The 24,114-nt window shown below is 35.4% G+C and carries 26 protein-coding genes and 1 pseudogene; 16 read left to right on the top strand and 11 right to left on the bottom strand.

Features of this window, described 5'->3' with window-relative positions:
* Positions 1–7 precede the first annotated feature (7 nt).
* Positions 8–496 (bottom strand): cyclic pyranopterin monophosphate synthase MoaC, encoded by a 489-nt coding sequence (gene moaC / locus OK414_RS19870; protein WP_013084468.1) that lies wholly within the window; start codon positions 494–496, stop codon positions 8–10.
* A gap of 114 nt (positions 497–610) precedes the next feature.
* Here moaC and glp point away from each other — a divergent pair, with 114 nt between their 5' ends.
* Both glp and OK414_RS19860 read left to right on the top strand, forming a co-directional pair.
* Complete coding sequence (gene glp, locus OK414_RS19865; RefSeq protein WP_034649711.1) at positions 611–1,876, top strand: gephyrin-like molybdotransferase Glp; 1,266 nt, start codon at positions 611–613, stop codon at positions 1,874–1,876.
* A 435-nt stretch (positions 1,877–2,311) separates the two neighbouring features.
* Positions 2,312–2,584 carry a WGxxGxxG family protein gene (locus tag OK414_RS19860; RefSeq protein ID WP_034649716.1) on the top strand — a complete coding sequence of 91 codons (273 nt, stop codon included), beginning with the start codon at positions 2,312–2,314 and terminating at the stop codon, positions 2,582–2,584.
* A gap of 272 nt (positions 2,585–2,856) precedes the next feature.
* On the opposite strand, the gene OK414_RS19855 is transcribed toward OK414_RS19860, so the two are convergent.
* Positions 2,857–3,144, bottom strand: a complete 288-nt coding sequence (locus OK414_RS19855) for a hypothetical protein (protein ID WP_263045149.1) — start codon at positions 3,142–3,144, stop codon at positions 2,857–2,859.
* Between the two features lie 241 nt (positions 3,145–3,385).
* Here OK414_RS19855 and OK414_RS19850 point away from each other — a divergent pair, with 241 nt between their 5' ends.
* Complete coding sequence (locus tag OK414_RS19850; RefSeq protein ID WP_171776745.1) at positions 3,386–3,658, top strand: DUF3973 domain-containing protein; 273 nt, start codon at positions 3,386–3,388, stop codon at positions 3,656–3,658.
* Between the two features lie 43 nt (positions 3,659–3,701).
* Here OK414_RS19850 and OK414_RS19845 read toward each other — a convergent pair whose 3' ends face one another.
* Positions 3,702–4,343, bottom strand: coding sequence for a DUF1232 domain-containing protein (locus OK414_RS19845; protein WP_263044963.1), 642 nt, complete (start codon positions 4,341–4,343; stop codon positions 3,702–3,704).
* A gap of 119 nt (positions 4,344–4,462) precedes the next feature.
* Between OK414_RS19845 and OK414_RS19840 the strand changes: the two genes are divergently transcribed.
* The 5 genes from OK414_RS19840 to OK414_RS19820 all read left to right on the top strand — a co-directional run bounded on the left by OK414_RS19840 (position 4,463) and on the right by OK414_RS19820 (position 9,159).
* Positions 4,463–5,044 carry a manganese efflux pump gene (locus OK414_RS19840; RefSeq protein ID WP_176583189.1) on the top strand — a complete coding sequence of 194 codons (582 nt, stop codon included), beginning with the start codon at positions 4,463–4,465 and terminating at the stop codon, positions 5,042–5,044.
* Positions 5,045–5,467: 423 nt separating this feature from the next.
* Positions 5,468–6,037 (top strand): MEDS domain-containing protein, encoded by a 570-nt coding sequence (locus OK414_RS19835; protein ID WP_263044962.1) that lies wholly within the window; start codon positions 5,468–5,470, stop codon positions 6,035–6,037.
* 251 nt (positions 6,038–6,288) lie between these two features.
* Positions 6,289–7,161: an AraC family transcriptional regulator gene (locus OK414_RS19830; RefSeq protein ID WP_034649732.1), complete on the top strand. Its 873-nt coding sequence runs from the start codon at positions 6,289–6,291 to the stop codon at positions 7,159–7,161.
* Between the two features lie 483 nt (positions 7,162–7,644).
* Positions 7,645–7,839 (top strand): hypothetical protein, encoded by a 195-nt coding sequence (locus OK414_RS19825; protein ID WP_263044961.1) that lies wholly within the window; start codon positions 7,645–7,647, stop codon positions 7,837–7,839.
* Positions 7,840–8,640: 801 nt separating this feature from the next.
* Positions 8,641–9,159, top strand: coding sequence for a YfiT family bacillithiol transferase (locus OK414_RS19820; protein ID WP_263044960.1), 519 nt, complete (start codon positions 8,641–8,643; stop codon positions 9,157–9,159).
* A gap of 208 nt (positions 9,160–9,367) precedes the next feature.
* Here the strand turns inward: OK414_RS19820 and OK414_RS19815 are convergent, their stop codons facing one another.
* The 4 genes and pseudogenes from OK414_RS19815 to OK414_RS19800 form a co-directional block, all read right to left on the bottom strand.
* On the bottom strand, positions 9,368–9,838 hold the full coding sequence (locus tag OK414_RS19815) for a hypothetical protein (RefSeq protein ID WP_047933587.1): 471 nt from the start codon (positions 9,836–9,838) through the stop codon (positions 9,368–9,370).
* Between the two features lie 56 nt (positions 9,839–9,894).
* Positions 9,895–10,269 (bottom strand): annotated as a pseudogene (locus OK414_RS19810) (hypothetical protein); the annotation flags it as partial.
* Positions 10,270–11,077: 808 nt separating this feature from the next.
* A complete protein-coding gene (locus OK414_RS19805; protein WP_013058453.1) occupies positions 11,078–11,590 on the bottom strand; it encodes a DUF3231 family protein in 513 nt (170 codons plus the stop codon).
* A gap of 332 nt (positions 11,591–11,922) precedes the next feature.
* Positions 11,923–12,132: an alpha/beta-type small acid-soluble spore protein gene (locus OK414_RS19800; RefSeq protein WP_034649738.1), complete on the bottom strand. Its 210-nt coding sequence runs from the start codon at positions 12,130–12,132 to the stop codon at positions 11,923–11,925.
* A gap of 595 nt (positions 12,133–12,727) precedes the next feature.
* Here OK414_RS19800 and OK414_RS19795 point away from each other — a divergent pair.
* From OK414_RS19795 to OK414_RS19780, 4 genes are all read left to right on the top strand, one after another.
* Positions 12,728–12,991 carry a DUF1292 domain-containing protein gene (locus OK414_RS19795; protein ID WP_034649740.1) on the top strand — a complete coding sequence of 88 codons (264 nt, stop codon included), beginning with the start codon at positions 12,728–12,730 and terminating at the stop codon, positions 12,989–12,991.
* A 21-nt stretch (positions 12,992–13,012) separates the two neighbouring features.
* Positions 13,013–13,399 (top strand): hypothetical protein, encoded by a 387-nt coding sequence (locus OK414_RS19790; protein ID WP_034649743.1) that lies wholly within the window; start codon positions 13,013–13,015, stop codon positions 13,397–13,399.
* A 455-nt stretch (positions 13,400–13,854) separates the two neighbouring features.
* The gene (locus tag OK414_RS19785; protein ID WP_263044959.1) at positions 13,855–14,346 is read left to right on the top strand and encodes a general stress protein; all 492 of its coding nucleotides are present in this window, start codon (positions 13,855–13,857) and stop codon (positions 14,344–14,346) included.
* Between the two features lie 215 nt (positions 14,347–14,561).
* Positions 14,562–15,557 (top strand): DUF3231 family protein, encoded by a 996-nt coding sequence (locus OK414_RS19780; RefSeq protein WP_263044958.1) that lies wholly within the window; start codon positions 14,562–14,564, stop codon positions 15,555–15,557.
* Between the two features lie 293 nt (positions 15,558–15,850).
* Here OK414_RS19780 and OK414_RS19775 read toward each other — a convergent pair whose 3' ends face one another.
* Positions 15,851–17,080 carry an MFS transporter gene (locus OK414_RS19775; protein ID WP_263044957.1) on the bottom strand — a complete coding sequence of 410 codons (1,230 nt, stop codon included), beginning with the start codon at positions 17,078–17,080 and terminating at the stop codon, positions 15,851–15,853.
* Between the two features lie 394 nt (positions 17,081–17,474).
* Between OK414_RS19775 and OK414_RS19770 the strand changes: the two genes are divergently transcribed.
* From OK414_RS19770 to OK414_RS19760, 3 genes are all read left to right on the top strand, one after another.
* Entirely contained in the window at positions 17,475–18,467 is a 993-nt protein-coding gene (locus tag OK414_RS19770; protein ID WP_263044956.1) for a LacI family DNA-binding transcriptional regulator, read from the top strand.
* Positions 18,468–18,704: 237 nt separating this feature from the next.
* Positions 18,705–20,414, top strand: a complete 1,710-nt coding sequence (locus OK414_RS19765) for an alpha-glucosidase (protein ID WP_205661796.1) — start codon at positions 18,705–18,707, stop codon at positions 20,412–20,414.
* Between the two features lie 54 nt (positions 20,415–20,468).
* Positions 20,469–21,977 (top strand): glycoside hydrolase family 32 protein, encoded by a 1,509-nt coding sequence (locus OK414_RS19760; protein WP_205661795.1) that lies wholly within the window; start codon positions 20,469–20,471, stop codon positions 21,975–21,977.
* Positions 21,978–22,117: 140 nt separating this feature from the next.
* Here the strand turns inward: OK414_RS19760 and OK414_RS19755 are convergent, their stop codons facing one another.
* Both OK414_RS19755 and OK414_RS19750 read right to left on the bottom strand, forming a co-directional pair.
* Positions 22,118–22,528: a YvaD family protein gene (locus OK414_RS19755; protein WP_034649771.1), complete on the bottom strand. Its 411-nt coding sequence runs from the start codon at positions 22,526–22,528 to the stop codon at positions 22,118–22,120.
* Positions 22,529–22,532: 4 nt separating this feature from the next.
* Positions 22,533–22,895, bottom strand: a complete 363-nt coding sequence (locus OK414_RS19750) for a DMT family transporter (protein ID WP_016765090.1) — start codon at positions 22,893–22,895, stop codon at positions 22,533–22,535.
* Between the two features lie 181 nt (positions 22,896–23,076).
* Here OK414_RS19750 and OK414_RS19745 point away from each other — a divergent pair, with 181 nt between their 5' ends.
* Positions 23,077–23,709: an esterase/lipase family protein gene (locus OK414_RS19745; protein WP_205661794.1), complete on the top strand. Its 633-nt coding sequence runs from the start codon at positions 23,077–23,079 to the stop codon at positions 23,707–23,709.
* 218 nt (positions 23,710–23,927) lie between these two features.
* On the opposite strand, the gene OK414_RS19740 is transcribed toward OK414_RS19745, so the two are convergent.
* Positions 23,928–24,086 carry a hypothetical protein gene (locus tag OK414_RS19740; protein WP_013084443.1) on the bottom strand — a complete coding sequence of 53 codons (159 nt, stop codon included), beginning with the start codon at positions 24,084–24,086 and terminating at the stop codon, positions 23,928–23,930.
* Positions 24,087–24,114 lie beyond the last annotated feature (28 nt).

The following is a 24,114-nucleotide window of genomic DNA, read 5'->3' as shown; positions in this document are numbered from 1 at the left end:
ACCTCCTTTATGATTCCATACGTTTATAGTCACCGTTTTTGCCGCCAGATTTTTCAAGCAGATACGTTTCGCCGATAATCATGCCTTTATCAATGGCTTTGCACATATCATAAACGGTTAGAGCGCAGGCAGAAGCAGCGGTTAAAGCTTCCATTTCAACGCCCGTTGAGCCTTCCGTTTTAACCGTTGCTTCTATTAATAAACGGTACTGATCATTGCTTGTATCCCAGTCAAATGAAAGGTTTACGCCTTTTAATAAAAGAGGATGACACATCGGAATAATGTCAGACGTGCGTTTTGCTGCCATGATTCCCGCTACTTGTGCGACAGCAAGGACGTCGCCTTTTCCAATTTTATGTTCTACAATGGCTTCGTGAATTTCTTTGTTAACAAGTATGCTTGAACGAGCTGTTGCGACGCGGCGCGTAATAGATTTTTCGCTAATATCGACCATGTTGGCACGGCCTTGATCATTAAAATGTGTAAAAGAAGACATCGGTGTTTTCATCCTTTTTCAGTAAATTTTGTTGTATGATAGAAATAGTGAGATATGCTATGATTTTACACCATAGTGCAAAAAGTGAACAGACATAAAGGAAGTGAAGAATGTATGTTAGAAAGCAGAACACCTATTTCAATTCCTGAAGCAATTGAAAAAGTCATGACATATAAAAGAAAAGGCAGCATCGAGCGCGTATCGATCACCGAAAGCTATGGACGCTATTTAGGAGAAGATATTATCGCCGACCAAAACGTTCCTCATTTTAATAAATCGCTTTATGACGGCTTTGCGGTTCGAGCGCAAGACTGCGTAGAAGTCTCAAGTGAACATTCTGTAGAGTTCGAAGTTGTAGGTGAAATCGGCGCTGGCTCTGTTTTTGAAGAAGAAGTAAAGCCGTTTCAAGCGGTGCGCATTATGACAGGAGCGCAAGTGCCTCATTCATGTGATGCGGTTGTGATGCTTGAAGTAACGAAGTCGTATGAAAAAGAAGGCAAAACGTATATGGCGTTAAGCAGGCCAGCTTCAAAGTGGGAGCACATTGCGTTAAAGGGAGAAGAAACAAAAAAAGGAGACGTGCTTGTTTCGAAAGGGACGCGAATCAATCCGGGCGTCACGGCTTTTTTAGCTACGTTTGGCTATGCGGATGTCGCCGTGGTGAAGCAGCCTGTGGTTGGTGTATTAACAACGGGAAGTGAACTGCTTGATGTGAACGAGCCGTTAGAACCAGGAAAAATCCGCAACAGCAATTCTTATATGGCACTTGCGCAAATCGTAAGAAGCGGGGGAATTCCGAAATATTTAGGGAAGCTTGAAGACGATTTTGACCGCTGCTATGAAGCGGTAGAAAAAGCGCTTGAAGAAGTGGATATTTTACTGACAACCGGTGGGGTATCCGTTGGCGACTATGATTATTTGCCGGCTATTTATGAAAAGCTTGGTGCGAACGTGCTGTTTAACAAAATTGCGATGCGACCGGGAAGCGTCACAACAGTCGCAGAACGAAACGGACAGCTGCTGTTTGGACTATCAGGAAATCCTTCTGCTTGCTATGTCGGGTTTGAACTGTTTGTTCGTCCGATTGTTCGCAGTTTTTTACATTCACCACTGCCTCATTTACATAAAACAAAAGCGGTGTTAAACGGACGTTTTAAAGAACCTAATGCTTTTACGCGAATGGTGCGAGGAGAGATTTCAGACGAAGGCGGAAAGCTTGTTGTGACGCCTGTTGGCATGGACAAGTCAGGCGCTATTTCGTCATTAGCTGCAGCAAACGCGCTGATTGTTCTTCCAGGAGGAGAGCATGGATATGATAAAGGAACAGAAGTGAACGTGCTGCATCTTGAAAAAGAAGGTACGAGCTCGCTTTGGGTATAAAAAGTTTATTTTTTATGTAAAAGTTCTAGTCTGAATAGTGTTCAAAATGCTGGTAGATCAATAATGTATCAAATAAATGAAAAAGCGAGTAGGCGAACGGGTCCTTGAGTATTAAGGGCTCGTTTTTATGATGTGTTCTGGAAAGAGCGATTATGTTAACTATAATTGTATAACATATACAGCCTGGAAATGAAAAAACTACCTTGGAGTTAGGGAGAAGGTAGTTTTTTCTATGATGTAATTAGATTTCATGAGTGATGCTTCATTGCATCTTGGCTAGTTTGCTTAATAGACAAGAAATATATTCATACTAATTTCAAAGGCTTCTTTATTTTGGGTATTAGTGAGTAGTTTCAAAAGATATATTTACTTAACGAATAGTAACTAATAACGTTGGGAACTTTATCTATTAACAAAAGGAAAGGAGGAGAAATTATGCGAAAAAAATGGTCTGTTTTATTATGTACGTTAGCTTTAGCTATGATGACTTTCATCTTGCCGGTTAATGCTGAAAACAATAACGTAGATAGAACAAATTATAATGATGACGTAAATACTTATAATGATGACGTAAATACTCGAAATGTCACTACAGCAACTGATGTGGATGATGACAATGATTCACCTTGGGAATTACTAGGATTACTAGGATTAGCTGGTCTTTTTGGTCTTAAAAGAAGAGATGACCGTGAAGAAAAAGTTCGTTAGTATCTATTTTGCATGAGTAGAGATAAATAATGGTTGTCAAAAATTAGCTTTCTAAAGAGTCCATAAAGGTGTCTTCTAGCAATTAGGGACACCTTTGTTATTTTCTATAAAGCACATTACGTTGACTGAATCTGTGTAGGCTTTACATAAAAAGTAGAAAAAGCTCCCTATTTCTGTAGGGAGCTTTTCTGCTGCAGAATCGTTTCTCCCATAGATCGATGCGTGGCGGCATCTTCCACAGGTTAAGTAAATAGTGGAATATTATTGGTATTTTAACTTACAGCTTTTAGTTTTAATTTAGAGTTCAAGCTCCATAAGCTAAATAGCCCGGTCATTAACCCAAGTATAATGCTAGACCAAAGTACCTCACCTGTTAATGAATAAATAAAAGGAAAAAGAACAAACCATAATCCGCTAATAAGGGGAATCCAGTTTTGCCATGAATTCCATCCTGGTTTATTCGCTCCTAAAAGAGATGTGATGACTTGGAGAATTCCAAATACAATACTTGCTGAAGTAGCTCCTCTATCGTATGAAAAACCAAGCATCCACGGGGCAATAACAAACTAAATACCGATTATAGCGTTAATAATACCTCTTATTTTCACCGCATTCCCTCCTCAATGTATGACACTCTTTATGATGTCATTATTAAACTATATGTTTGTAAGTGATGTGTGTTGAGTATTCTTCAACGCCTGTTGAGATTTTTTCAACTTTTAATATAGGAACAAGCACTTCTGTTGATCAGTTCTCATAAGATGTTTCAAAATCAAATATAAGAAAGAGAGTGGAAAACGAATGTACTATTGCGTTACTTGCTGCAGATTGCAAAATGAAAATCTTATTAAGAGTAAGCTGTTTGAAAATGGAGTCTATATAGATCCATTTGTAGGAGAGAAAATCCCTTTAGGTATGTGTGCACATAGATGCAACCACGAGTCATGCAAACGATGTGAAAAAGAACAAATCATCAAAAAGATTGTGCCAAAGGAATTATCTAAATTAAAGAAAGCCATAGAATATTTACCTGCTCATCGTCATGATTCAGAAAAAGTTCCGTTTTCACAATAACTAGCGGCATGCCGCGTCCAGTTCGCTTAATAAAATTCAGTTTTTATTCTGTAAGCTGATTCATCACTAGTTGTACAGCTATTGCATCGTCTAAATAGCCGATTGGAAAGACATAGTCTGGGATAATATCGGTAGGCAAAATAAAATACAATAGCGCACTTCCTAAAATAGAGCGTTTGGCAGCTGACGTTTCTTCGTTACAGTATTCAAGATACATTTGCTTTAGTTGATCAATAAAGGTTCCGACACTGCCTACTTGCTCTATTTTGGTTTGAAAGTTATTACAAATCATGCTGTGTCCTTCGTCTGTCTGTGCATATTGTTTATATTTTGTTAGTTCTTGTTCTACACGTTCAATCGTAAAGTTTGTATCCACTATATTAAAAGATTTAAGTATTTCTTGAATTTTATCGATGGAGTAATGAATGCCTGTTTCTAGTTCATTTTCTGTATGGTTTGAAGCAGCTCCAGTAGGGTCAATCAATGCTTCAAGAGGAGTATTTAAATAGTGTGCAAATTGTTTTAAATGGTGTAGATTTGCTTGCTGTTTTCCATTTATAATCCGTGAGATAGTTGCCGTATCAATCCCCGTAAGTGAGCTAAGTTTCCGCATAGATAAAGCATTTTCCTTTAATAAAGACCTTAATAACAAACCAAGGCTTTGGTCATGTTGGATCTTAGACATAGCGATTCACCTCTTCATATTTTTCAACGCGCAGTGATTATTGTATTGAAGGTTTATCAACAATATATGCAACAAATAAGCAAATCTCCTCAACATTATCAACAAAAGGAGAATACAAAATGGAATGGTTATTCATATTAGGTTTTGCATTATCATCGAGTATAGATAACTTCGGTGTAGGAATATCATACGGAGTTCGAAAGGTAAGGATAAAATGGCTTTCTAATTTACTGATAGCGGCTATTTGTTTCCTCTTTAGCATGGTGGGAATTACGTTTGGTAGGTGGATTTCAACCATCTTACCAGGAGTTTTCCATGTTATTGTAGCCGTCGTATTATTAACGCTAATTGGGATTCGAATTATTTTATTAGTCGGCTCCCAGAGAAATAACGGAATTGATCAATTAGATAGTACGGGTCAAGTAAAAGTACACTCTATTGGATGGATAGAAAGCAGTGTTTTAGGTGTAGCACTTTCAGCGAACGCACTTACAAACGGTCTAGGAGCTGGTTTGCTTGGGTTATCACCTTTAGCTATTTCGCTTACATCAGCATTTGGCAGTTTTATCACAGTATGGCTAGGGGTAATGGTGGGGCAAAAAGCCGCAAATGTTCAAATTGGGAAATTTACATTGAGTCAATGCGGAACGTTAATAAGCGGAATTACGATTTTAATTGTAGCCTTTACTCAAATATTTTAAAAGAAAAGGCGCCACTTACTAAAGCAAGTGGTGTTTTTTTTGTGTGTTTTGTAGTAACTAGTTTTCCATAGGTTATACAAACTAAAAAATAGATGATTAATACTCTTATCAATGCTACATAAGAATTTATTTAATGAAGAGGTAAGAAAACTTCATTCTTTCTTATTAAGTTTTAATCGTATTTGAGAAGGGTATAGTATTATTTAGTCAAAGCGCCGGAATAACTGTCGCAACTGTTATCTCGTTTGCAATCAATATAGATACACTATTCTAAAAACCAGCTGTACACCCCAAAACAAAGCTGGGAACATCTAGTTTTGACAGACAAGAATGCAAAGCGTAGAATTGTTCTAATGAATAGATAATTCACTAGTTTAAGAGTCTTAAAATTTAGGTTGATTTTATATAAGGGAGCGTACACACTTGAAAAATCAGTTTGCTCAATTAATACAGAATAATGAAAGCGTTCATATTTACTACAATATTGACGATATGAGAAGTTACTTAGATAATCTTGTGTCTTATATTGTTTCGGGGATTGAACAAGAGAGACATACGTTAGTTATCGAAAGTGAGAGACTAATTCCGCTGATTTTTAAAAAATTAGAGGGAATTCTGACTAAAGACCGACTAGCATATATACATACCATTAATAATTTTGATTATTACTGTTCAAGTGGAAGCTTTCAGCCTGCCATCATTTTTGAACATCTCTCTAAACACTTAGATCCTTTTTATAAAAACAATACGGCTTTTCAAATATGGGCTCATGTCGAATGGGGACAGCAAGAAGGAATTATACCTATTTTAGAAGAGTTTGAAAATGAAGCCGACAAATTAGTAAATAAAGGCGGATTACATTTAGTATGCGCGTATGATGAAGAGAGAGTACCGGAAGTTCTTAAACTTGCTTTAATGAAGTGCCATCCATACTTAATTTTAGAAAACAAAATTATTCCATCCAATTTATATGTAATGACAGATGCAGTGTAAGTAATAGTGTGCTTGAGCTTTTATTTTTAAAAAACAAAGGTAAATAAAGAGCAAATAAAGAGGCTTATAATTTAAGGCTCTTTATTTGTTGGTTTCTAAAGTTATTATGCTAGCTGAAATTGCACCTTGAATAACTTGTTTAAGTGTGTAGGAACTTATGAATAGAAGGAAAAAGCCTGCATAACTGTGCATGAAATGTCGGATAGCCTTATTCAAATCCTGTTATTCTGATAATAAGGGAGGTCATACAAATGGATTTGCTTAGAAATATGAATAGAGCTTTACACTATATTGAGGAGAATTTAACGAATGATATCGACTTTAGAGAAGTAGCAAGGCTGGCTCTTTGCTCTGAGTATCACTTTAAAAGAATGTTTTCTTTTCTTGCAGGTATTACTTTATCAGAATATATTCGCCGAAGACGACTTACACTTGCAGCATTTGAACTTAAAGATAGTAACATTAAAGTCATTGATGTTGCGATCAAGTACAATTATAGCTCACCGGATTCGTTTACAAGGGCTTTTCAAAATCTACACGGTATAACTCCTTCGGAAGCTAAAAAAAATGGGAGTTCACTTAAAGCATTTCCAAAAATGACCTTTCAGTTATCAATTAAAGGAGGAAATGAAATGAATTATCGAATTGAGGAAAAAGAGGCCTTTCATATAGTTGGTATTAAAGAAAGAGTTCCTATCATTTTTCATGGAGTTAACCCAAAGATTGCTGCTATGTGGGAAAGCTTAAACGATGAAACAGTACGTAAATTAAAAGAACTTTCTAATGTTACACCATTGGGTTTGCTTAGTGCATCTCTGAACTTTTCTGAAGGGAGAATGGAGGAAAAAGGACAGCTGGACCATTATATCGGTGTAGCTACAACTAAGGATTGTCCCGATGATTTAGTACAACTTGAAGTGCCAGCTGGAATATGGGCTGTATTCGAAGCAGTCGGACCATTTCCTGAGACATTACAAAATGTATGGGGACGAATTTATTCAGAATGGTTTCCATCCTCAAATTATGAGCAAGTAGAAGGGCCGGAAATATTATGGAATGAACATAAAAATGTAACGTCGCCAACCTTTAAAAGTGAAATATGGATACCGGTGTTAAAAAAGTAATGATGACTCCGTAATGAAGAGAAAAGGTAGAAAAAGCAGTAAATGTTCAAATTGGGAAGTTTACATTAGGTCAATTTAGAACATTAATAAGCGGGATTACGATTTTAAATGATTTTGGTAACATATTTTTATTTGTAGTGATATGTCTTTGTTTAATTATTTTTCCGGTTGTCCAATTCTTTTCAGCAAGGCGATATAGCAGCTAGATTGGTATAGACTATATAAACTATTTATTTACTGCAAAAAATTCTTTTTTATCCTAGAATTCAATAAGATAGAGCAGATTCCAAACGGCACTGAGCAACTAAGAGAAAAAAAGAGGAATGATTTAAATAAACCCAAGTTTAAAAAAAAATTGTTATCATCTATTGAGATAAGTAGTGAAATAAGTATGGAGCTAATGGCCGCAGTTATAACAGCGAACACAACACAACATACCATACTAGTTCAACTATATGCTTATGCCTCTTTTGATTCTTTACAATGGCATCAATTATGAAAGAAGAAGGAATTCCTAATACAATTCCAAATGGTGAAATTGAAGAACTGTTAACTAAATATCCCGGAGCTCCAAAGATAGAGCTGAAAGGGACTACGATAGAGCTGAAAGGGACTACCTATTATCCGTATCATCAATTCGTTGACTGGCTGTCGTCTAATGAAATTTATAAGGTGTAAAGGAGAAGAAGCATTTAGTCTTTAAAGGCTAGATGCTTCTTTTTTGAAGATTGGATTCTAATGCCAACGTCACATTTAAAATGAAAAAGATGTCGCCAAGCATGTACTGGGGGATGACTACGGTTTTAGCCGTTGTTTTATATGGATATCAATACATGGTGGAAAAAGTAATTAGACAAACCAATGATTCTCAATCAAGATTACAAGCGCTTAAAGCAAATATCCCAAAAAAATCTTCTAATAGCGGAAGGTCTTTTTTATTTTTGTAGGGGGGTATAACGTATTCATTGAATCTTTAATAGTTTACTTATCTTTTTTCATTTTCCATAATAAGTTTGTAATGAATACGCTAAAAAAGCCAATAGAAATTAAACAAAAACCAGTTTGATACAAAATGAAATTCCAGCTGTCTTCAAAAGAAAAAAGTGTAATTCTTCCTGATTCTATAATATCAATACTAATAAATAAGAAAACGGTAATAAAATATATTAAAAAGAACTTTTTGTAGAAATAGCTTTTATAATCACTGCTCAATTTACTCACCTCAACTTAATTTTACGGCAAGTTTATCTATATGTTTATTGTTTTAATTAAAAGCGGCCTAATTTAGGGGGGATTATCATGAATTATAGCAAAGGCAGGTCTTTGTACTGCGGAGAAGGCACATGATGGTAACTGAAAGTACATACCATATTTATAAATTATAATTTTTCACCTATATTTAATTCTGAATATTTAAATTTATTTATATTTAAAATTGATATAATAGATATTAATAAAAATAGAAAGAGAGGAAGAAATATGTTTAATCAATATCCTATTGGGAAATTTACCGTGAAAGAAAATATTCAGAAAGAAGATATTCAAGGGTGGATTCATGACATTGGAGATGCACCAAAGCAATTAGCTGATGCTGTAGAAGGTCTGACAAACGAGCAATTAGCTACGCCTTATCGAGAAGGCGGTTGGAAATTAAGTCAAGTTGTCCATCATTTAGCTGACTCCCATATTAATGCTTATACTCGTTTTAAATTAGGGTTAACAGAGCAAGCGCCTACTATTAAAGCATATGATGAAGTGGCTTGGTCAACTTTGCCTGATAATGATTTACCTATAGAAGTTTCTCTCCAACTTTTTTCAGCTTTACATAAGCGGCTTCATAAATTGTTAAACTCCCTTGATGAAAAAGATTTGAAGAAAATGATCCACCATCCTGAAAACGGGGAAGTGACGATTGAGCAATTAATAGCTACTTACGCTTGGCATGGAAAGCATCATGTTGCTCATATTACGACATTAAGAAATCAAAGAGGTTGGTAGAATGGCATTTAATTAACATATGTTAGAACCAAAAAAGCTCTTTTTAAAAGCTTTTTTGGTTTTAATAAAAGACATTATACTAACTAAAGAGTATACAGCTTAAAAACAGAAAAACTCCCTCAATGCGTTAAGGAAGTTATCTCTAATCCTGAATAGTAATTCATTCATCCTGCATATAGCCATTATATTGTACGGTGATGACTTATTTTTATAAGCCATCAGATCTGACTTTTGAAACACCTAAGGCAAGGTTTTTCCACAAAGTTTGTTCAACCACTCCGGCGTCCACCGTACGACAATCAACAATAAGTATGACTTCCGAATGTTTGCCGCGTAAAAGCCGTTGATTTTTCTTGATTACTTTAAACATAAATAGTTTAATTCCTAGTCCTAAGATAAATCCGATAAAGGCACTAATGAGTCCCCAGTAGATGGGGCCCCAGCTTAGTTTAAACCCAATGCTTGCACCAATGACTGAAAAGGCTGTGGCTAGAGCCATTCCTAGATCAATAAGAGAAACTCCATCAGCTCGATGAAGGCTATCAAAAAGCCGGCGATCTTCCGTTCGATTATTAAGGGGGACAATAAATATATCTTCTTTCTTTATCCCTTTTTTTTCTAGCTCTGAAACAGCTAATTCTATGTAACTGGAGTATTCAAATGTAGAAAAGACCTGCATGTTTTCACTCCACCTTTTTTCTTGTCCCAATACAAAAGCTTGGATGTTGATACGTTTTCTCGTTCAGCTAACACGTATATTCTATTTAAATCAACGGTTGTCCGGTAACTATCCCATATAGCAAAAATATACACGGGGATATAAATAAGAAGCCACCTTGTATTAAGCACGTCTTTTGCCATATCAATGTTTCCTTGGAAAGAATAAATCATGGCTAAATTTACATGAAATTTAATATTTATGACGACTTCCCATACGAACAACACAAAGCCGCGAAGGTATTTAGACAGTAGTAGGTGCCCAAACCCTGGAAAAGCCGCTGATCACCAAGCGATAATATAAGGATTTCTTAAATGGATTTGAGTCGTTCCAAATATACTGACATGAGCAATATAGCGTCTTGCACTATTGTCATTTTTATAATTATTCATTTACGATCGATCTCCCATGGCTTCGAAAAAAATATACTTTTTATACCTATCATCCATATTTAATATGGTCTTGTTCATTTATTTTATGCAGTTCATTGATATACACCTAATCTTTATCAAAATGAAGGGTTCTTTGACGAGAAAAAGCTCTTTATTTTTCTATAAAGAGGTGGTTAGATGCTTCACGGCGTCTTAACTCATTTGTTCAAGATATAGAAATATCTTCAATTTAGTTTTTATTTCATGAATCAAGAACTCTTTTCTACTTTTTCATCTAATGCTCTTATAGCTCCGATCATTAACCTGTTTAATACTGATTTGACTGTAAGACTAAGTAAAGTATGATACCATTTCCCATTTTCAAGGTCTTCTCCATCTAATTAAATTTGTCTTTTTTCTGCCCAGAGTTCGATTAAAAACATTGGAAAGATGAATAAAATAATTTTATATATGATAACTAAGGGTTTATCGTTTTTTGTTAGTAGTTTCTCTTAAAAGATTATTATGTATTCCAGAATTAATTTGATACTGTTTATAAACGTACATTATGTCCACTGCCTTTTTATATTCTATACAACATAATAAAAAGGGAAAAAACTACTGCTCCTGTGCAGTAGTTTTCATAGTCGTTGAAATATAGATGTTATTATATTGATAATGCTCTACTGCATCTTGAGTAGTTTGCTCTCGTTAGTGCTCTTTATTTGAGAAAGAACTGCTAATGTGGAATGAATCAGCAGTTCCTTCTTATAGCATGTTGTAGGATTGACTTAATGTAAAATTTTCACGTTTTATACGAATTTTATGATTAACAATCCGTGTTTTTTGACTTGTGAAGAGGTGGTGGAACTAACCAGCCTTTTTCTTTGTTAAGTCGCAAAAACTTTCCACCAAGAGCTACTTTTTGCATGTGAATTTGACCAAACATTGCTGCAATATCTTCGCGAATAGATTGGCCAATCAGTTGACTGCAAGCAACTAGACCAGCAGCTATATCCAGTGAAATAGCCGCAGCAACTTCGGGGTCTTGAACACGTGCACCTACTGGAATATCATCTAAACAAGCTTCTGGACGTTCAGGCGGAGTTGGAGGTAAAGCCACTCCATTTTCTTTTAATAGCTTTTCTACACCTTTCATTTCCTGCTGACATTGTTCAATCGTTTCTTGTACCAACTTATGTAGATCCTTGTCCCCTACATGATTTAGAAACGTTTGATAACCAGCTACTAATCCTTTCGAAGCAGAAAGAAACGACCATGTTCCAAATACTTCACCGTAATGCATCGGTTCATCTGTAGGATTTCCACTTAAAATACCCATTGTTATCCTCCTTAACATATTCATAATAATGTGCCACCTTTCTTACTATGCACATACTTAACGTTTCCATATGATGTTTTATTATTCTTTTAGATATAAAAAGGAATTTTATCAGTGAATACAATCCACTATTTTACGTATACTATTCAAGATGCCTATAAGGGCATCAGTCACAATACCCTTGTTATACAGAGAGCTGCCTTCTTTGGCAGTTTTTTTGTTTTGTCATGTTTTATGTGGCTTTCTACTTGTAATGATAAATAAAAAATGTCCATAATAAAAAGAAGAGTGGGTATCCACTCTTCCTTCAGCCATCACTTTATAAAGTTGTCTTAGAAACGTCCGCCGCCAAGTTGTTGCTCAGCTAATTGCACAAGACGCTTTGTAATTTCGCCACCTACTGATCCATTTGCACGTGCAGTTGTATCAGCACCAAGGTTTACACCAAATTCGCTAGCGATTTCATATTTCATTTGATCGATTGCTTGTTCAGCACCGTTTACTAATAATTCGTTACGGCTACCACTGTTGTTGTTTGCCATGTTGTGTCACCTCCTTGTTTTTCTTAAGTTTCCTAGGGGTCAAGAAGTATATACATGGTAAATGATGGGTGTTTATTTCCTTATCAGAATGACATACTAATTTTTAGAAACAACCGACACTGTAAAAAGTGGGATTAGATGTTTCATTTCCTTGTTATCTAAAAGTTGCCATGTGAGAAGAGGGTTGCAATTGCTATTGCAATCCTCTTTAGGGACGTATCAATGGTTATTTTTATACGAAACATAAAATTAAAAATGTAAGAGAGGAAGAGATTGTATTGTCAAAGACACGTCAGAAAAAAGAATACTGTAAAAAGTGCAGAAAAGAAACTATACATACCCTCACAGAAGATGCTTTAGAAATTAATTGTTACTGCCACGAATGTCATTCACAACACGATATCGTAAAAACATTTTTTTAATCATTTCTTAAAGTTTCATTCTCCAATAGACGAATAAATAACTACTTTTTTAGATATATCCATAGCTAAACTCCCTATTCGCCTTCGCTATTGAATTTCATTTTATACAATTATAGAAGCAGAGAAGAACGGGTAAAGTAACCGGGAAGATTTTTAGTGGAGGTGAACGAGAAGTGAGGAGTAGGGAAAGAGATTTTATAACCATTGAAAATGAAAAAGGTATTGAAAAACAATATGCAGTTGAGGCTTTATTTGATATGAGAAATCAGACTTATGCTTTGCTGCAATCGAACGGAGAAGTACTGTTGATGCGCGTTGAAGATGAAAAGGGTGAACAATATCTTGTTGGATTGACTGATTCTGAGGAACGTGACTCCATTTTAGATGCTTATCAAATTGCTGTAGAGGCTACGCCTGCTGACGAAGAATTTCGCTAATATGATGAGGAGTAGTACGTTATGAAGGAGAAAATTGTAGATGCAACTCATTTGGAGCAAAAAATGCGGATTGAAAAAGTGATCAATGGAATGACCTTTACGAAAAATTTCCGGTCTGCTACGGCAGAAGAATGGTACGTATTTCTTCCAGGTTATGAAGATCCAAGAACAGGTGGAGCTGCAGGGAAAGCGATGATTCATTATAACCTTTATGGAAATAGAGATGTGTTTATCAACACTACAGTCATCTTAGATGATCCAGCGCTATTTAAAGGAGAAACCCATCCTCTTGTTTATGCAATTGCAGATGAACTTGTCAACAGGCTAGTTGGCTATGCTGATACCTTGCTTTCTGTCCATGCCGGTGAAAACTCGTTTGATGCAGAATATAAACAAAACAATCATTAATCTTGATTTTTTTCAATTAAATCTTCTCTTAAAAAGAGGCTGAGACAAACGTATTTTAAAAAGATCCGAACGGTTCATCGTTCGGATCTTTTTATTATGATGGTAAACGTAGGTTTCATATGTTTTGTTGCTTCTAGCGCCCGCCCGTGGAAAGCGAAGTCTTGTATGGAAATCAATAGGGGTGTCAATCCACACTTGCCCTTTAATAACATAGGCAGGATACATTTCATTATCAATCATATAATGAGCGATCCTTTCATGAAGCTCCATAGCTTCGTTGAATTGCTTTTAATATTTTGCGAACTTTTGGTGCTGCCGTTCCCGTAAGGGCTATCTATCTAAACAATGATTGTTCAATTTTTTGAATGTTTTAGAAAAAGAGGTCAGGGTATTACAATTACCATAAACGAATTAATTGATATAAACCATTTTTTTACTAGAAGGAGGAACTGCTCATGACAAAAAATGTGATAGGTACGTATGATAATGAAGAAGATATTGTAACCGCTATTCAAAACTTAAAGACACAAGGTTTTCAAGAGAAGGACCTTTCTCTTGTAACCAGCAAAGATATCGATAAAGAGGACTATTCGAGAGTAGAAAGCAGAGAGGGAATTGACGTCAAGAAGGTTGAAACCGCAGCACAAAATCACCAGGATGAGTCGATTATGGATAAAATTAAACATATGTTTTCACCAGATCACCCTAAAGAGATTCGTAGTGATAAAGCAAGAGTAGAAAAGCGTTTAATTAACTTAGGTGTCCCTCTTACAGAAGCAGGACCTTATGCAGATGATCTGCAAAAAGGAAAAGTATTATTGTTAGTAAGAGCTAATAGAGAGACAAAAACAAATTCTTTCTTAGGAAGTAGAGAAGATTCTCCTTTTGCAAAGGGTGACTCCGTTTATGATAAATCATTATACGGAGAACATCGTAAGCATGAATAGGTAGGAAGAAGAATAAAATTCGAGTTTGTGGGCAAACTAAGAACATAGGAACCCCAACTCCTCATCTTTCATTAAGTATGTGTTTTTTAAAAGCTGCTCATTTGAGCAGCTTTTTCTTTTTTAGCGGAAATATTAGTATGAAAGCTAACTTGTATGAAAGCTTAAAAGGAGGGGAAGCTAAGTAAAAATGAGCGTTGATACGGAGGAACGGAAAATTGCAAAAAAAGAATCGATTAACATCTCCTGAAATTGCAAATTTATGGACACACTATATCCGTGAAACTTTATCTGTATGTGTAAATAAATATATGCTTCACACGATTCAAGATCCTGAGATACATAGCCTTTTTCAAACGGCTCTTCACTATTCATTTAAACACATAGATGCTTTAAAAGCATTATTTAAGAAAGAGAAGTTTCCTCTTCCTAAAGGATTTACAGAAGAAGACGTAAACTTAGAAGCTCCTCCTCTATTTACGGATGTTTTGTGTCTTAAATCCCTTTATATGATGAGCACACACGGACATAATGAAATGAGTTTATCATTTGCGACTTCCTTACGCCCAGACATTGTAGATTTTTATTATCAATGCAACCTTGATGCGATGGAGATTTATAAAAAAGCTAAGGATCTTCTTATTTCAAAAAAACTTTATCAGCGACCACCTACTTATATAACACCTAATAAGGTGGAAATGATTGAACACTACCACTATGTAACGGATGTGTTCGGTAAACAGAGACCGATAAATACAATAGAAAGTGGACATGCTTATTATAATTTAAACAAAACATTTATTGCGAAAGCGATGATCCTTGGCTTTTCACAAGTTTCAAAAAATCAAAACGTACGAGCATTATTAGAAAAAAGTCTGCAAGTAAAAAACAAGCACATTGACATATTTTCATCCCTATTAACCAAAGACAATCTTCATCTACCTCAATCATGCGAAACAGAGGTTACAAATTCCAATATTTCTCCTTTTTCAGACCGGCTTATGCTTCTTCAAACGGGTTTCTTTTTTGGTGTAGCAGTTACTTATTATAACGCAGCTCTTATTGCAAGTATGAGAGCTGATATTTCAGCACACTGTGAAAAGGCGGCCTTGGATAGCTTGTGGATTTATAGCCGTATTGGGAAAGATATGATTGATAATCAGTGGATGGAACAGCCTCCCGAAGCAGACGACCGTAAAAGGTTAGATGATTAGAAAAACGTTCTTAATAAATTAATGTTTAATCCTCCGAGCATGCTACTACAGATGTTGTAAAAATATTTACGTATAAAAAGAAAGAGCTGCTGTTCAGGAACGGTAGTTTTTTTGGATGTATCTACTATACACTTCTAGTTAGCATATATAACGTTAACCAGAAGAAACTCACCAAAAAGAAGCCCTTGCTATAATTAGCAAAGGCTTTCAAAATTATGAGAATCACAATTAATAGGAACACCTTAAAAGACATTTTTGAAGTTTTAAGCCTATTTATTATATTTTTCCTGATTCTAAGCAGTAAGTTTTGAATCGTTCCTATCTTTAGATGCTTGATTCTGGTTTCTTAAAAGAAATGCACCAAATAGAGTAAAGGTAGTGACAATAACCCCCATGATTAAGTATGTTTGACGAAAACCAATTGAATCGTATAGATTTCCTACGATAGGAGAGAGTATAACAGCTCCTAGCTGCATCGCGAATTGGTAGCCAACCAAATATAAAATTGAAGAGAATTTTGTATCAAAATGTGTAGCCAGATATTTAAACACAGAAACGATGATAATGGCAAACTCTGGTGCGTTAAGAAGCTTAATAAATGAAATGCTGTATGGATCTGATACTAGACCTGAACCTATTACGCGCAAAATCATAATAATTCCCGCTAAAATTAAACCTCCTTTAGGACCTACTTTACGGACAATAAATGGAGCAACTAATAACATACCGGATTCTAAAAAGACCTGACCTGCATTTAAGTAACCAAATATTTGGTTTCCTAATTGTTCTGTTGGAAACAGAGAGGCATAATATACAGGAAATTGCTGGTCAAAGACATTATAAATACAGCCCGTCCCGAGCATAAAAATCATAAAAACCCAGAAATCTTTTCGTTTAAATAAACTGCCCAAATCTTGCACAGAAAGGGACTTTGCCTTCTTTTCTTCGATAGTGGATACTTCTACTTTTGTAAGGAAAATAACAAGTAATAAGAGAATGCCTGATCCCGATGCAATCCAAAAGTTGATATCAGGGTTAATGTTAAGCATTCGTCCTCCAATAGCAGCTGCCACGGCGGCCCCTATTGATCCCCAAAGTCTTGCACGACCGAATTCAAACTCATGCTTTCTGCCAACTTTTTCGATATATGACTCGATAGCTGAGATACCAGCTAAAAAAGTGATGGCAAGATAAGACCCGCCTGTCAGGGCTCCTATCCAAAAATTCCAGTTTAAAAGAGGTTGATAGATGAAAATGAGAAATGGTCCAGATAAAATAACTAAAATTGAAATGAAGTATAATAAATTTTTTCGTAAGCCCAATTTGTCAGAGATATATCCATAAAGCGGTTGGAAAAGCATAGTGAAGACAGCGTTTACAGAAAAAACAATACCCGTTTGTGCTCCGGAAAGGTTAAGGCTTTGTCCCAACCAGATAGCAAAAAAAGTGAAAATAGAGGCAATAGATAAGAAGAACAAGAAAAAGAAACTGCTTAGCTTCCAGTAAAGTTTATTGTTTTGCATATTTAAATCCCCTTTGCTGTTTATGTATCTAAATTTTATTTTAGAAAGCGTTTTCGATTTGATTGTATTATATATGGTACCGATTTCATATGTCAACAAGAAATTAATTAACAAAAATGCCCTTTAAAAAAGGTTTTTTTAAGTATAATGTGTTTTTTGAGTGTGGTACTGGTTTCTCACTTGTGAAATAAATCTTTTTAAGTATGCTGGTTTATTAATCATGAAACATTTTATATAAAAAGGTTCCGTTTTAAAGAGTCACAGCGATTTTACTGATATTCTTATTGAACACACGATATAGAGATGCAAACGAATTCATTCATTGCATTTTGGCTCTTTTTTAACGTAAAATAGGTATGAAACTGATTTCAGTTAGTGATGGAGTGATAAATAAATGCCTACCATATATGACGTAGCAAAATTATCGGGGTTATCAAAAACAACCGTTTCCCGTGTTATAAACAATCATTCATATGTTTCAGAAGAGAAAAAAAATCTGGTGCTAAAAGCAATGGAAGAGCTTAACTATACCCCGAACCCTTCGGCAAGAAAGTTAAGAGGACAGGTAACAACTACAATTGGTGTCATTGTACCAAGAATCGTAAATCCATTTTTCTCTTATTTAGTCGATTCAATTGAACAAGTTGCTTATAAAAACGGCTATCACGTATTAATCTTTCAAAGTAATGAAGATAAAGAGAAAGAATTGGTCTTTTTAAATTTACTAAAAACAAAGCAAGTTGACGGAATTATTATGACCTCTATTGAAAATGACTGGAGTATCATAGAACCGTTTACTGAATCTGGTCCTATTTTGTTATGCAATGAATATGTAAACAACGCAAATGTTCCAATTGTTCGATTAGATCAATACAAGGGTGCGTATATAGGCGTAAAGCATTTACTTGAAAAAGGCCACCGGAAAATTGGGTACTGTACAGGTGGATTGTTTGCAGAGGAAGGCAAGGACAAGGACCGTAATCAAGGTTATCAAAAAGCACTTCAAGAGGCAGGGATCGAGCCGGATCCAAAATGGATCTTTGTTAATCAACACAGTATTGAAGACGGAAAACAAGTAGTTAAAAAAATCCTGTCAATGGAGGATCGTCCAACAGCTATATTTACAGGGAGTGATGAAATTGCCGGGGGAATGATGATTGAAGCCAAAGAGTGCGGTCTAAAAATACCTAATGATTTGGCTATTATTGGCTTTGATGATCAACCTCTTGCGCAAATGTTAGATCCAAAGCTAACAACTATACGACAACCTATTGACCAGATGGGGATTAAAGCAATGGAAACTCTTATTGATATGTTGAATGATTCTGAAGTGAAAGTGGAAACTTTTGAACTTCCAATCGAGCTGGTTGTTCGAAGTTCAACGTAATGGGAGATATCAGATGAAGGTGAGAGCTGGATTTATTCGTTCTCACCTTTTTTTGAAAAATTTTCAGAAAAGTTGTTGAAACCGTTCCCATGATGTAATACAATGAATTTATCTTAAATGAGAAGGGTTATATCAGACTTTTTAATAGCATAATTTTTTTAACCATATATGGTATCGGTACCATATGAACGAAGAATAAGTACATAATTTAATATAAAAATACGGGAGCTGATAAAAATGGTTCAACTAAGTGAAAGAATGAATGAAGAAAGCGCTACAATAAAGAATAGACAATGGTGGAAGGAAGCAGTTGTATATCAAATTTATCCGAAAAGTTTTTATGACTCTAATGGTGACGGAATTGGTGACTTAAAAGGAGTTATTCAAAAATTAGATTACTTAAAAGAGTTAGGTATCGACGTTATTTGGTTAAGCCCAGTCTATCAATCACCAATGGACGATAACGGATATGACATCTCTGATTATCAAGCAATTGCAGAGGAATTTGGCTCTATGGAAGATATGGATCTATTAATCCATGAAGCTAAAAAAAGAAATATAAAGATTATTATGGACTTAGTAGTTAATCATACTTCGGATGAACATGAATGGTTCATAGAATCAAAAAGTGATGTAAATCATCCTAAAAGAGATTGGTATATTTGGAGAAACGGAAGAAAAGACGGGGCCCCGCCTAACAATTGGAAATCTATTTTTGGCGGTTCGTGCTGGGAGTATGATGAGCAAACCGGACAGTATTATCTTCATGCATTTTCTAAAAAACAGCCTGATCTTAATTGGGAAAACCCTGATCTTCGAAATGCCGTTTATAAAATGGTCAGATGGTGGTTAGATAAAGGAATTAGCGGCTTTAGAGTAGACGCCATTACATTTATAAAAAAACGACAGGACTTTGCTGATTCGCATGATGGAATTAATGTAATTGAAACCAACCAACAAGGCATTCATGAATTTTTAAGTGAACTACGTAAAGAAGCTTTTACTTCACATGATATCTTAACCGTGGCAGAAGCACCTGGGGTATCATACAAAGAATTGCCTATTTATGCGGGGGAAGACGGACATTTTAGTATGCTTTTTGAGTTCGATCATGTCGATTTAGATGTAGGAAAAGAAGGAAAATGGTATGAACCTTATAATTGGAATCTGCTTGATTTCAAAAAAGCCATTTCTGACAGTCAAACGTTCTATAACAACACAGGGTGGGGAGCGCTTTATTTAGAAAACCATGACCAGCCTCGTTCTTTAAACAAATTTATTAAACCAGAAGATATAGGATGTATTCCAGCTAAAATGTTAGCTACCGTCTATTTCTTCTTAAAAGGAACGCCATTTATCTATCAAGGGCAAGAAATTGGAATGACAAATGTACAGTATCCATCAATTGAGCATTATAATGACTTGGCTTCAATCGATCAATATTACTCTGCGCTGAAAGAAGGCTTCTCAAAAGAGGAAGCATTAGCAGCGATTTGGAGACGCAGTCGTGATAATTCTCGAACACCTATGCAGTGGAATCATTCTGAATATGCAGGATTTAGCCAAGGTACACCGTGGCTAGAGATAAATTCTAATTACTCTTTTATTAACGTCGAGAATGCTTTAAAAGATCGTAATTCTTTATTTTATTTCTATAAAAAGTTAATTAGTTTAAGAAAAAGCAGTCCATATTCAGATGTTATTGCTTTTGGTAAATACGAAGACATGTTTAAAGATAGCCTGCAAATCATGGCCTACACGAGAGAGTTGAACGATAAAAAAATAGCGGTGATTGCTAACTTTGATAATAAAGAGTTGACTCTAAACTTAGATTTTAATATAAAAAATGTTATTTTATCCAACTATGATTATTTAGAATTACACCTAAACCAGATAAAATTACGACCTTACGAGTCCATCGTTTGTGAAGTCGATTTATCATTTTAATCTGTTTTTATCACAATTGACTGATTCACGTATAGAAAGGCAGGGTGAAATCTTTTGAAAACATTAAGAAATCAACATCAAGAAAAAATCTCAAAGGCAATAGAATCTGTGTTAAACGAGCAGGAGTCTGTTGATCAGAATCATTGGCGACTACAATACCATGTGTCTACACCAGCATTCTGGATGAATGACCCAAACGGATTCAGCTTTTATAAAGGTGAGTATCATTTGTTTTATCAACATCATCCTTACTCTCCCGAGTGGGGGCCAATGTATTGGGGGCATATAAAAAGTAAGGATCTTACTTACTGGGAACACCTTCCTATCGCTCTTGCTCCGAGTGAAGAATACGATAGGGATGGATGTTTTTCAGGAAGTGCAATTGAAAAAGACGGGAAGCTTTATGCAATGTACACAGGGAATGTGTGGATAGGGGATAACTATGATACGGACTTACGACAGGTTCAGTGTCTTGCTGTAAGCGAAGACGGCGTTCATTTTAATAAAGTACCTCAAAATCCAGTTATTGATTTAGCGCCTGAAGGAGATATTCACCCTTATCATTTTAGAGATCCAAAAGTATGGAAGAAAGACGACTATTATTATTGTGTTCTTGGATCACGTACAAAGGATCATGAAGGGCAAGTTCTTTTGTATTGTTCAAGAGATCTGTTGAATTGGGAGTTTATGAATGTAATGGCCAAAAGCCAAGGAAATCTTGGTTTTATGTGGGAGTGTCCAGATCTTTTTAGTCTTGATGGACAAGACGTGCTTGTCATGTCACCTCAAGGAATGAAATCAGAAGGGGATCTCTACCATAACTTACATCAAGCTGGATATGTAAAAGGGAAATTGGACTATAAAACAGGGCTGCTTCAACACGAAGACTTTCAGCTTTTGGACTACGGGTTTGACTTTTATGCTCCTCAGACGGCAGAAGATGAACATGGCAGACGCATTATGATAGCGTGGATGGCTATGTGGGAAAGCAGCATGCCTGAACAAAAACACAATTGGGCAGGCGCAATGACTATTCCGCGTGAGCTTTCTACTAAACAAGGGTATATAATTAGTAAACCAATTCCAGAGCTTAAGCAGCTTCGTCAACATCACGTGCAGTATAAAAATATCACGGTTAACGGAGAACAAGAACTTGCAGGTATTTCAGGTGATTGTTACGAACTTGAAGTGGAAATTAACGCAAAAGCTGCTTCACAGTTCGGAATAAAAGTGAGAACAGATAATGACACTCACCAGGAAACGCTCTTAACTTATGATAGGCTAGAAAGTTTGTTTATCTTTAATCGTGATAAATCAGGTGAAGGTGATGGGGGAATAAGAAAAGCACCTGTTGGATTAAATGATAATCACTTGCATCTTCATCTGTTTGTTGATAAATCTTCCATCGAAGTTTTTATTAATGAAGGCGAGAAAGTGATGACAAGCAGAATCTATCCCGCAGACAATGCAAAAGGTATTTGTTTCTTTGCAGATCAAGAAATTGAATTGATTACCTTAAATAAATGGAACTTAAGCAAGGGCGTTTCTCCACTGATTTTTTAAAGGCTAATAGGAATTGGATAAAGATAGTAGCCAAGCAACGTAAAAGAAAGAAATTACAACAATTTATGTAACTAGATTAACTTGAAGAACAGATCCCCTTAAGGGGATCTGTCCCTTTTATATGTACATTAATATCTTTATTACATGGAAAAGTGCTTTTTTTGATTACTGTTATCTTTTATAAATAGTTTTATAAAGAATAGAGGGTAAATCATCAAGTATAAATTAAAAGCCCACCATGTTAAATCGAAATCCTTAATAAATGCCCAATATGCGATGGCTTGTAGTCCTGAGCAAAATGTTAAAACTAAAGAAATTAAAGCGTATCCCTTCCATGATTCCTTATTTAACTTATATAAATATAGACTAAATAATCCAGTGAATGAAATAAGAATATCTAGAGGGAAGAACGACCAATTCCAAGCTATGATTATGCGATTATTATAATCTTTAAAAGCCGCACTTTGAGGTATAAGCTGAAAATAAGTAGCAATCCAATAGATAATAAATCCTATATCTGTGACGAGAAAAAAAGGTTTTAAATATTTCATCTTTTTATCTAATGTGTTCTTCTAAAGTGGATTTACTAGCATTAGCTTCTTTTTCCCCAGTCATATTTAATGTCACTACACCGATAATGATGAGAGCTATAGCAACGATCTTTAGCAGACTTACACTTTCATTGAAGTACATAAATCCAATTAGCGTAATAATTATAATCCCCATACCTGACCAAATAGCGTAAGCAATTGAAACTTCTATACTTTTTAACGTTAATGTCAAAAAGTATAAACTACAAATGTAAAAAAGTATAAGCAATACACTTGGTATAACTTTGGTAAAACCTTCTGATAATTTCATGGTCGTAGTTCCAGCAACTTCAAAAAGAATAGCTAAACATAGATAAATCCAATACAACTTTCTTCGCCTCCTTATTTTTTACAAAAAAGCTTAGGTGATGATTTTTGTCATAAAAATACTCATAGATAACAAATAAATATAACTTTAAACACCTTATAAGTATAAGTTTACCATATTAGGATTTTTATATATAATCTATAGATGTTGTTACTTATATATTTTGAGGAGGAGAAAAGAAATGAAGAAAACGTTTGTCGCATTAATTCTTGCTTTATCCCTGGTTGTATCTGCATTAGGAATTCAGCCTTCGAATGCTAAAGCTGAATCAAATCACAATCCGGTTGTTCTTGTTCATGGAATCAGCGGTGCGTCCTATAACTTTATTGCTATCAAAAACTATTTAATTGCTCAAGGTTGGGATCGCAATGATCTTTATGCTATTGATTTTGTAGATAAGACAGGCAACAATTTAAATAATGGACCTCAGCTTGCTCGATACATTGATCAAGTGTTGAAAGAGACGGGAGCTAAGAAGGTAGATATTGTTGCTCATAGTATGGGCGGAGCAAACACGCTGTATTATATTAAATATCTAGGGGGAGGGAATAAGGTTGAAAATGTCGTGACGTTAGGAGGAGCGAATGGTTTAGTTTCTTCGACAGCACTCCCAGGTACAGATCTCAATCAAAAAATTCTTTATACGTCGATCTACAGCATAAATGATCAAATTGTTGCTAATAGTCTCTCTAGGCTGCAAGGAGCAAGAAACATTCAACTTTATGGCATTGGACATATTGGATTGCTTTCAAATAGTCAGGTTAACGCGTACATAAAAGAAGGGCTGAATGGCGGGGGACAAAATACAAACTAGTTATTTTTCAGGTGAACAAGGCAGGATCGACTTTTACATATTTAGAATCAGAATGTTTGCCTTTGTGTTTCACCAGCATGTACCCGATGAAACAATCGAAGTCAAAGCAGCTCCCGCGCCGAAATAGAATAGAGTGCTAAAAGTACCTCAGTTAATCAAGGTACTTTTTTAGGTTTTTGTACAAAGAATCGATGATTAAAAAGCGCTCAAATTGATTTTTAATCGCGCATTGCGCCTGCTTCTCGAGAAGTCATTGCGCCTTGTCCTTCATTTACGTCTCTTTGGATTTCTTGTTTTACTTTTTGTGCATTTGTTGCAGAAGCTGCTGGTTTCTCAGTAAAACCCGCATTTTCTTTAGCTGATTGATGTTGCTGCATATGATCTCTCCTTCCTTTTTTATTCGTA

This window comes from Priestia sp. JV24 (assembly GCF_025910025.1).
Taxonomy (GTDB): Bacteria; Bacillota; Bacilli; order Bacillales; family Bacillaceae_H; genus Priestia; species Priestia megaterium.
The sequence above is the reverse complement of the archived record's forward strand: the minus strand, read 5'-3'. Positions and strand labels throughout refer to the sequence as shown.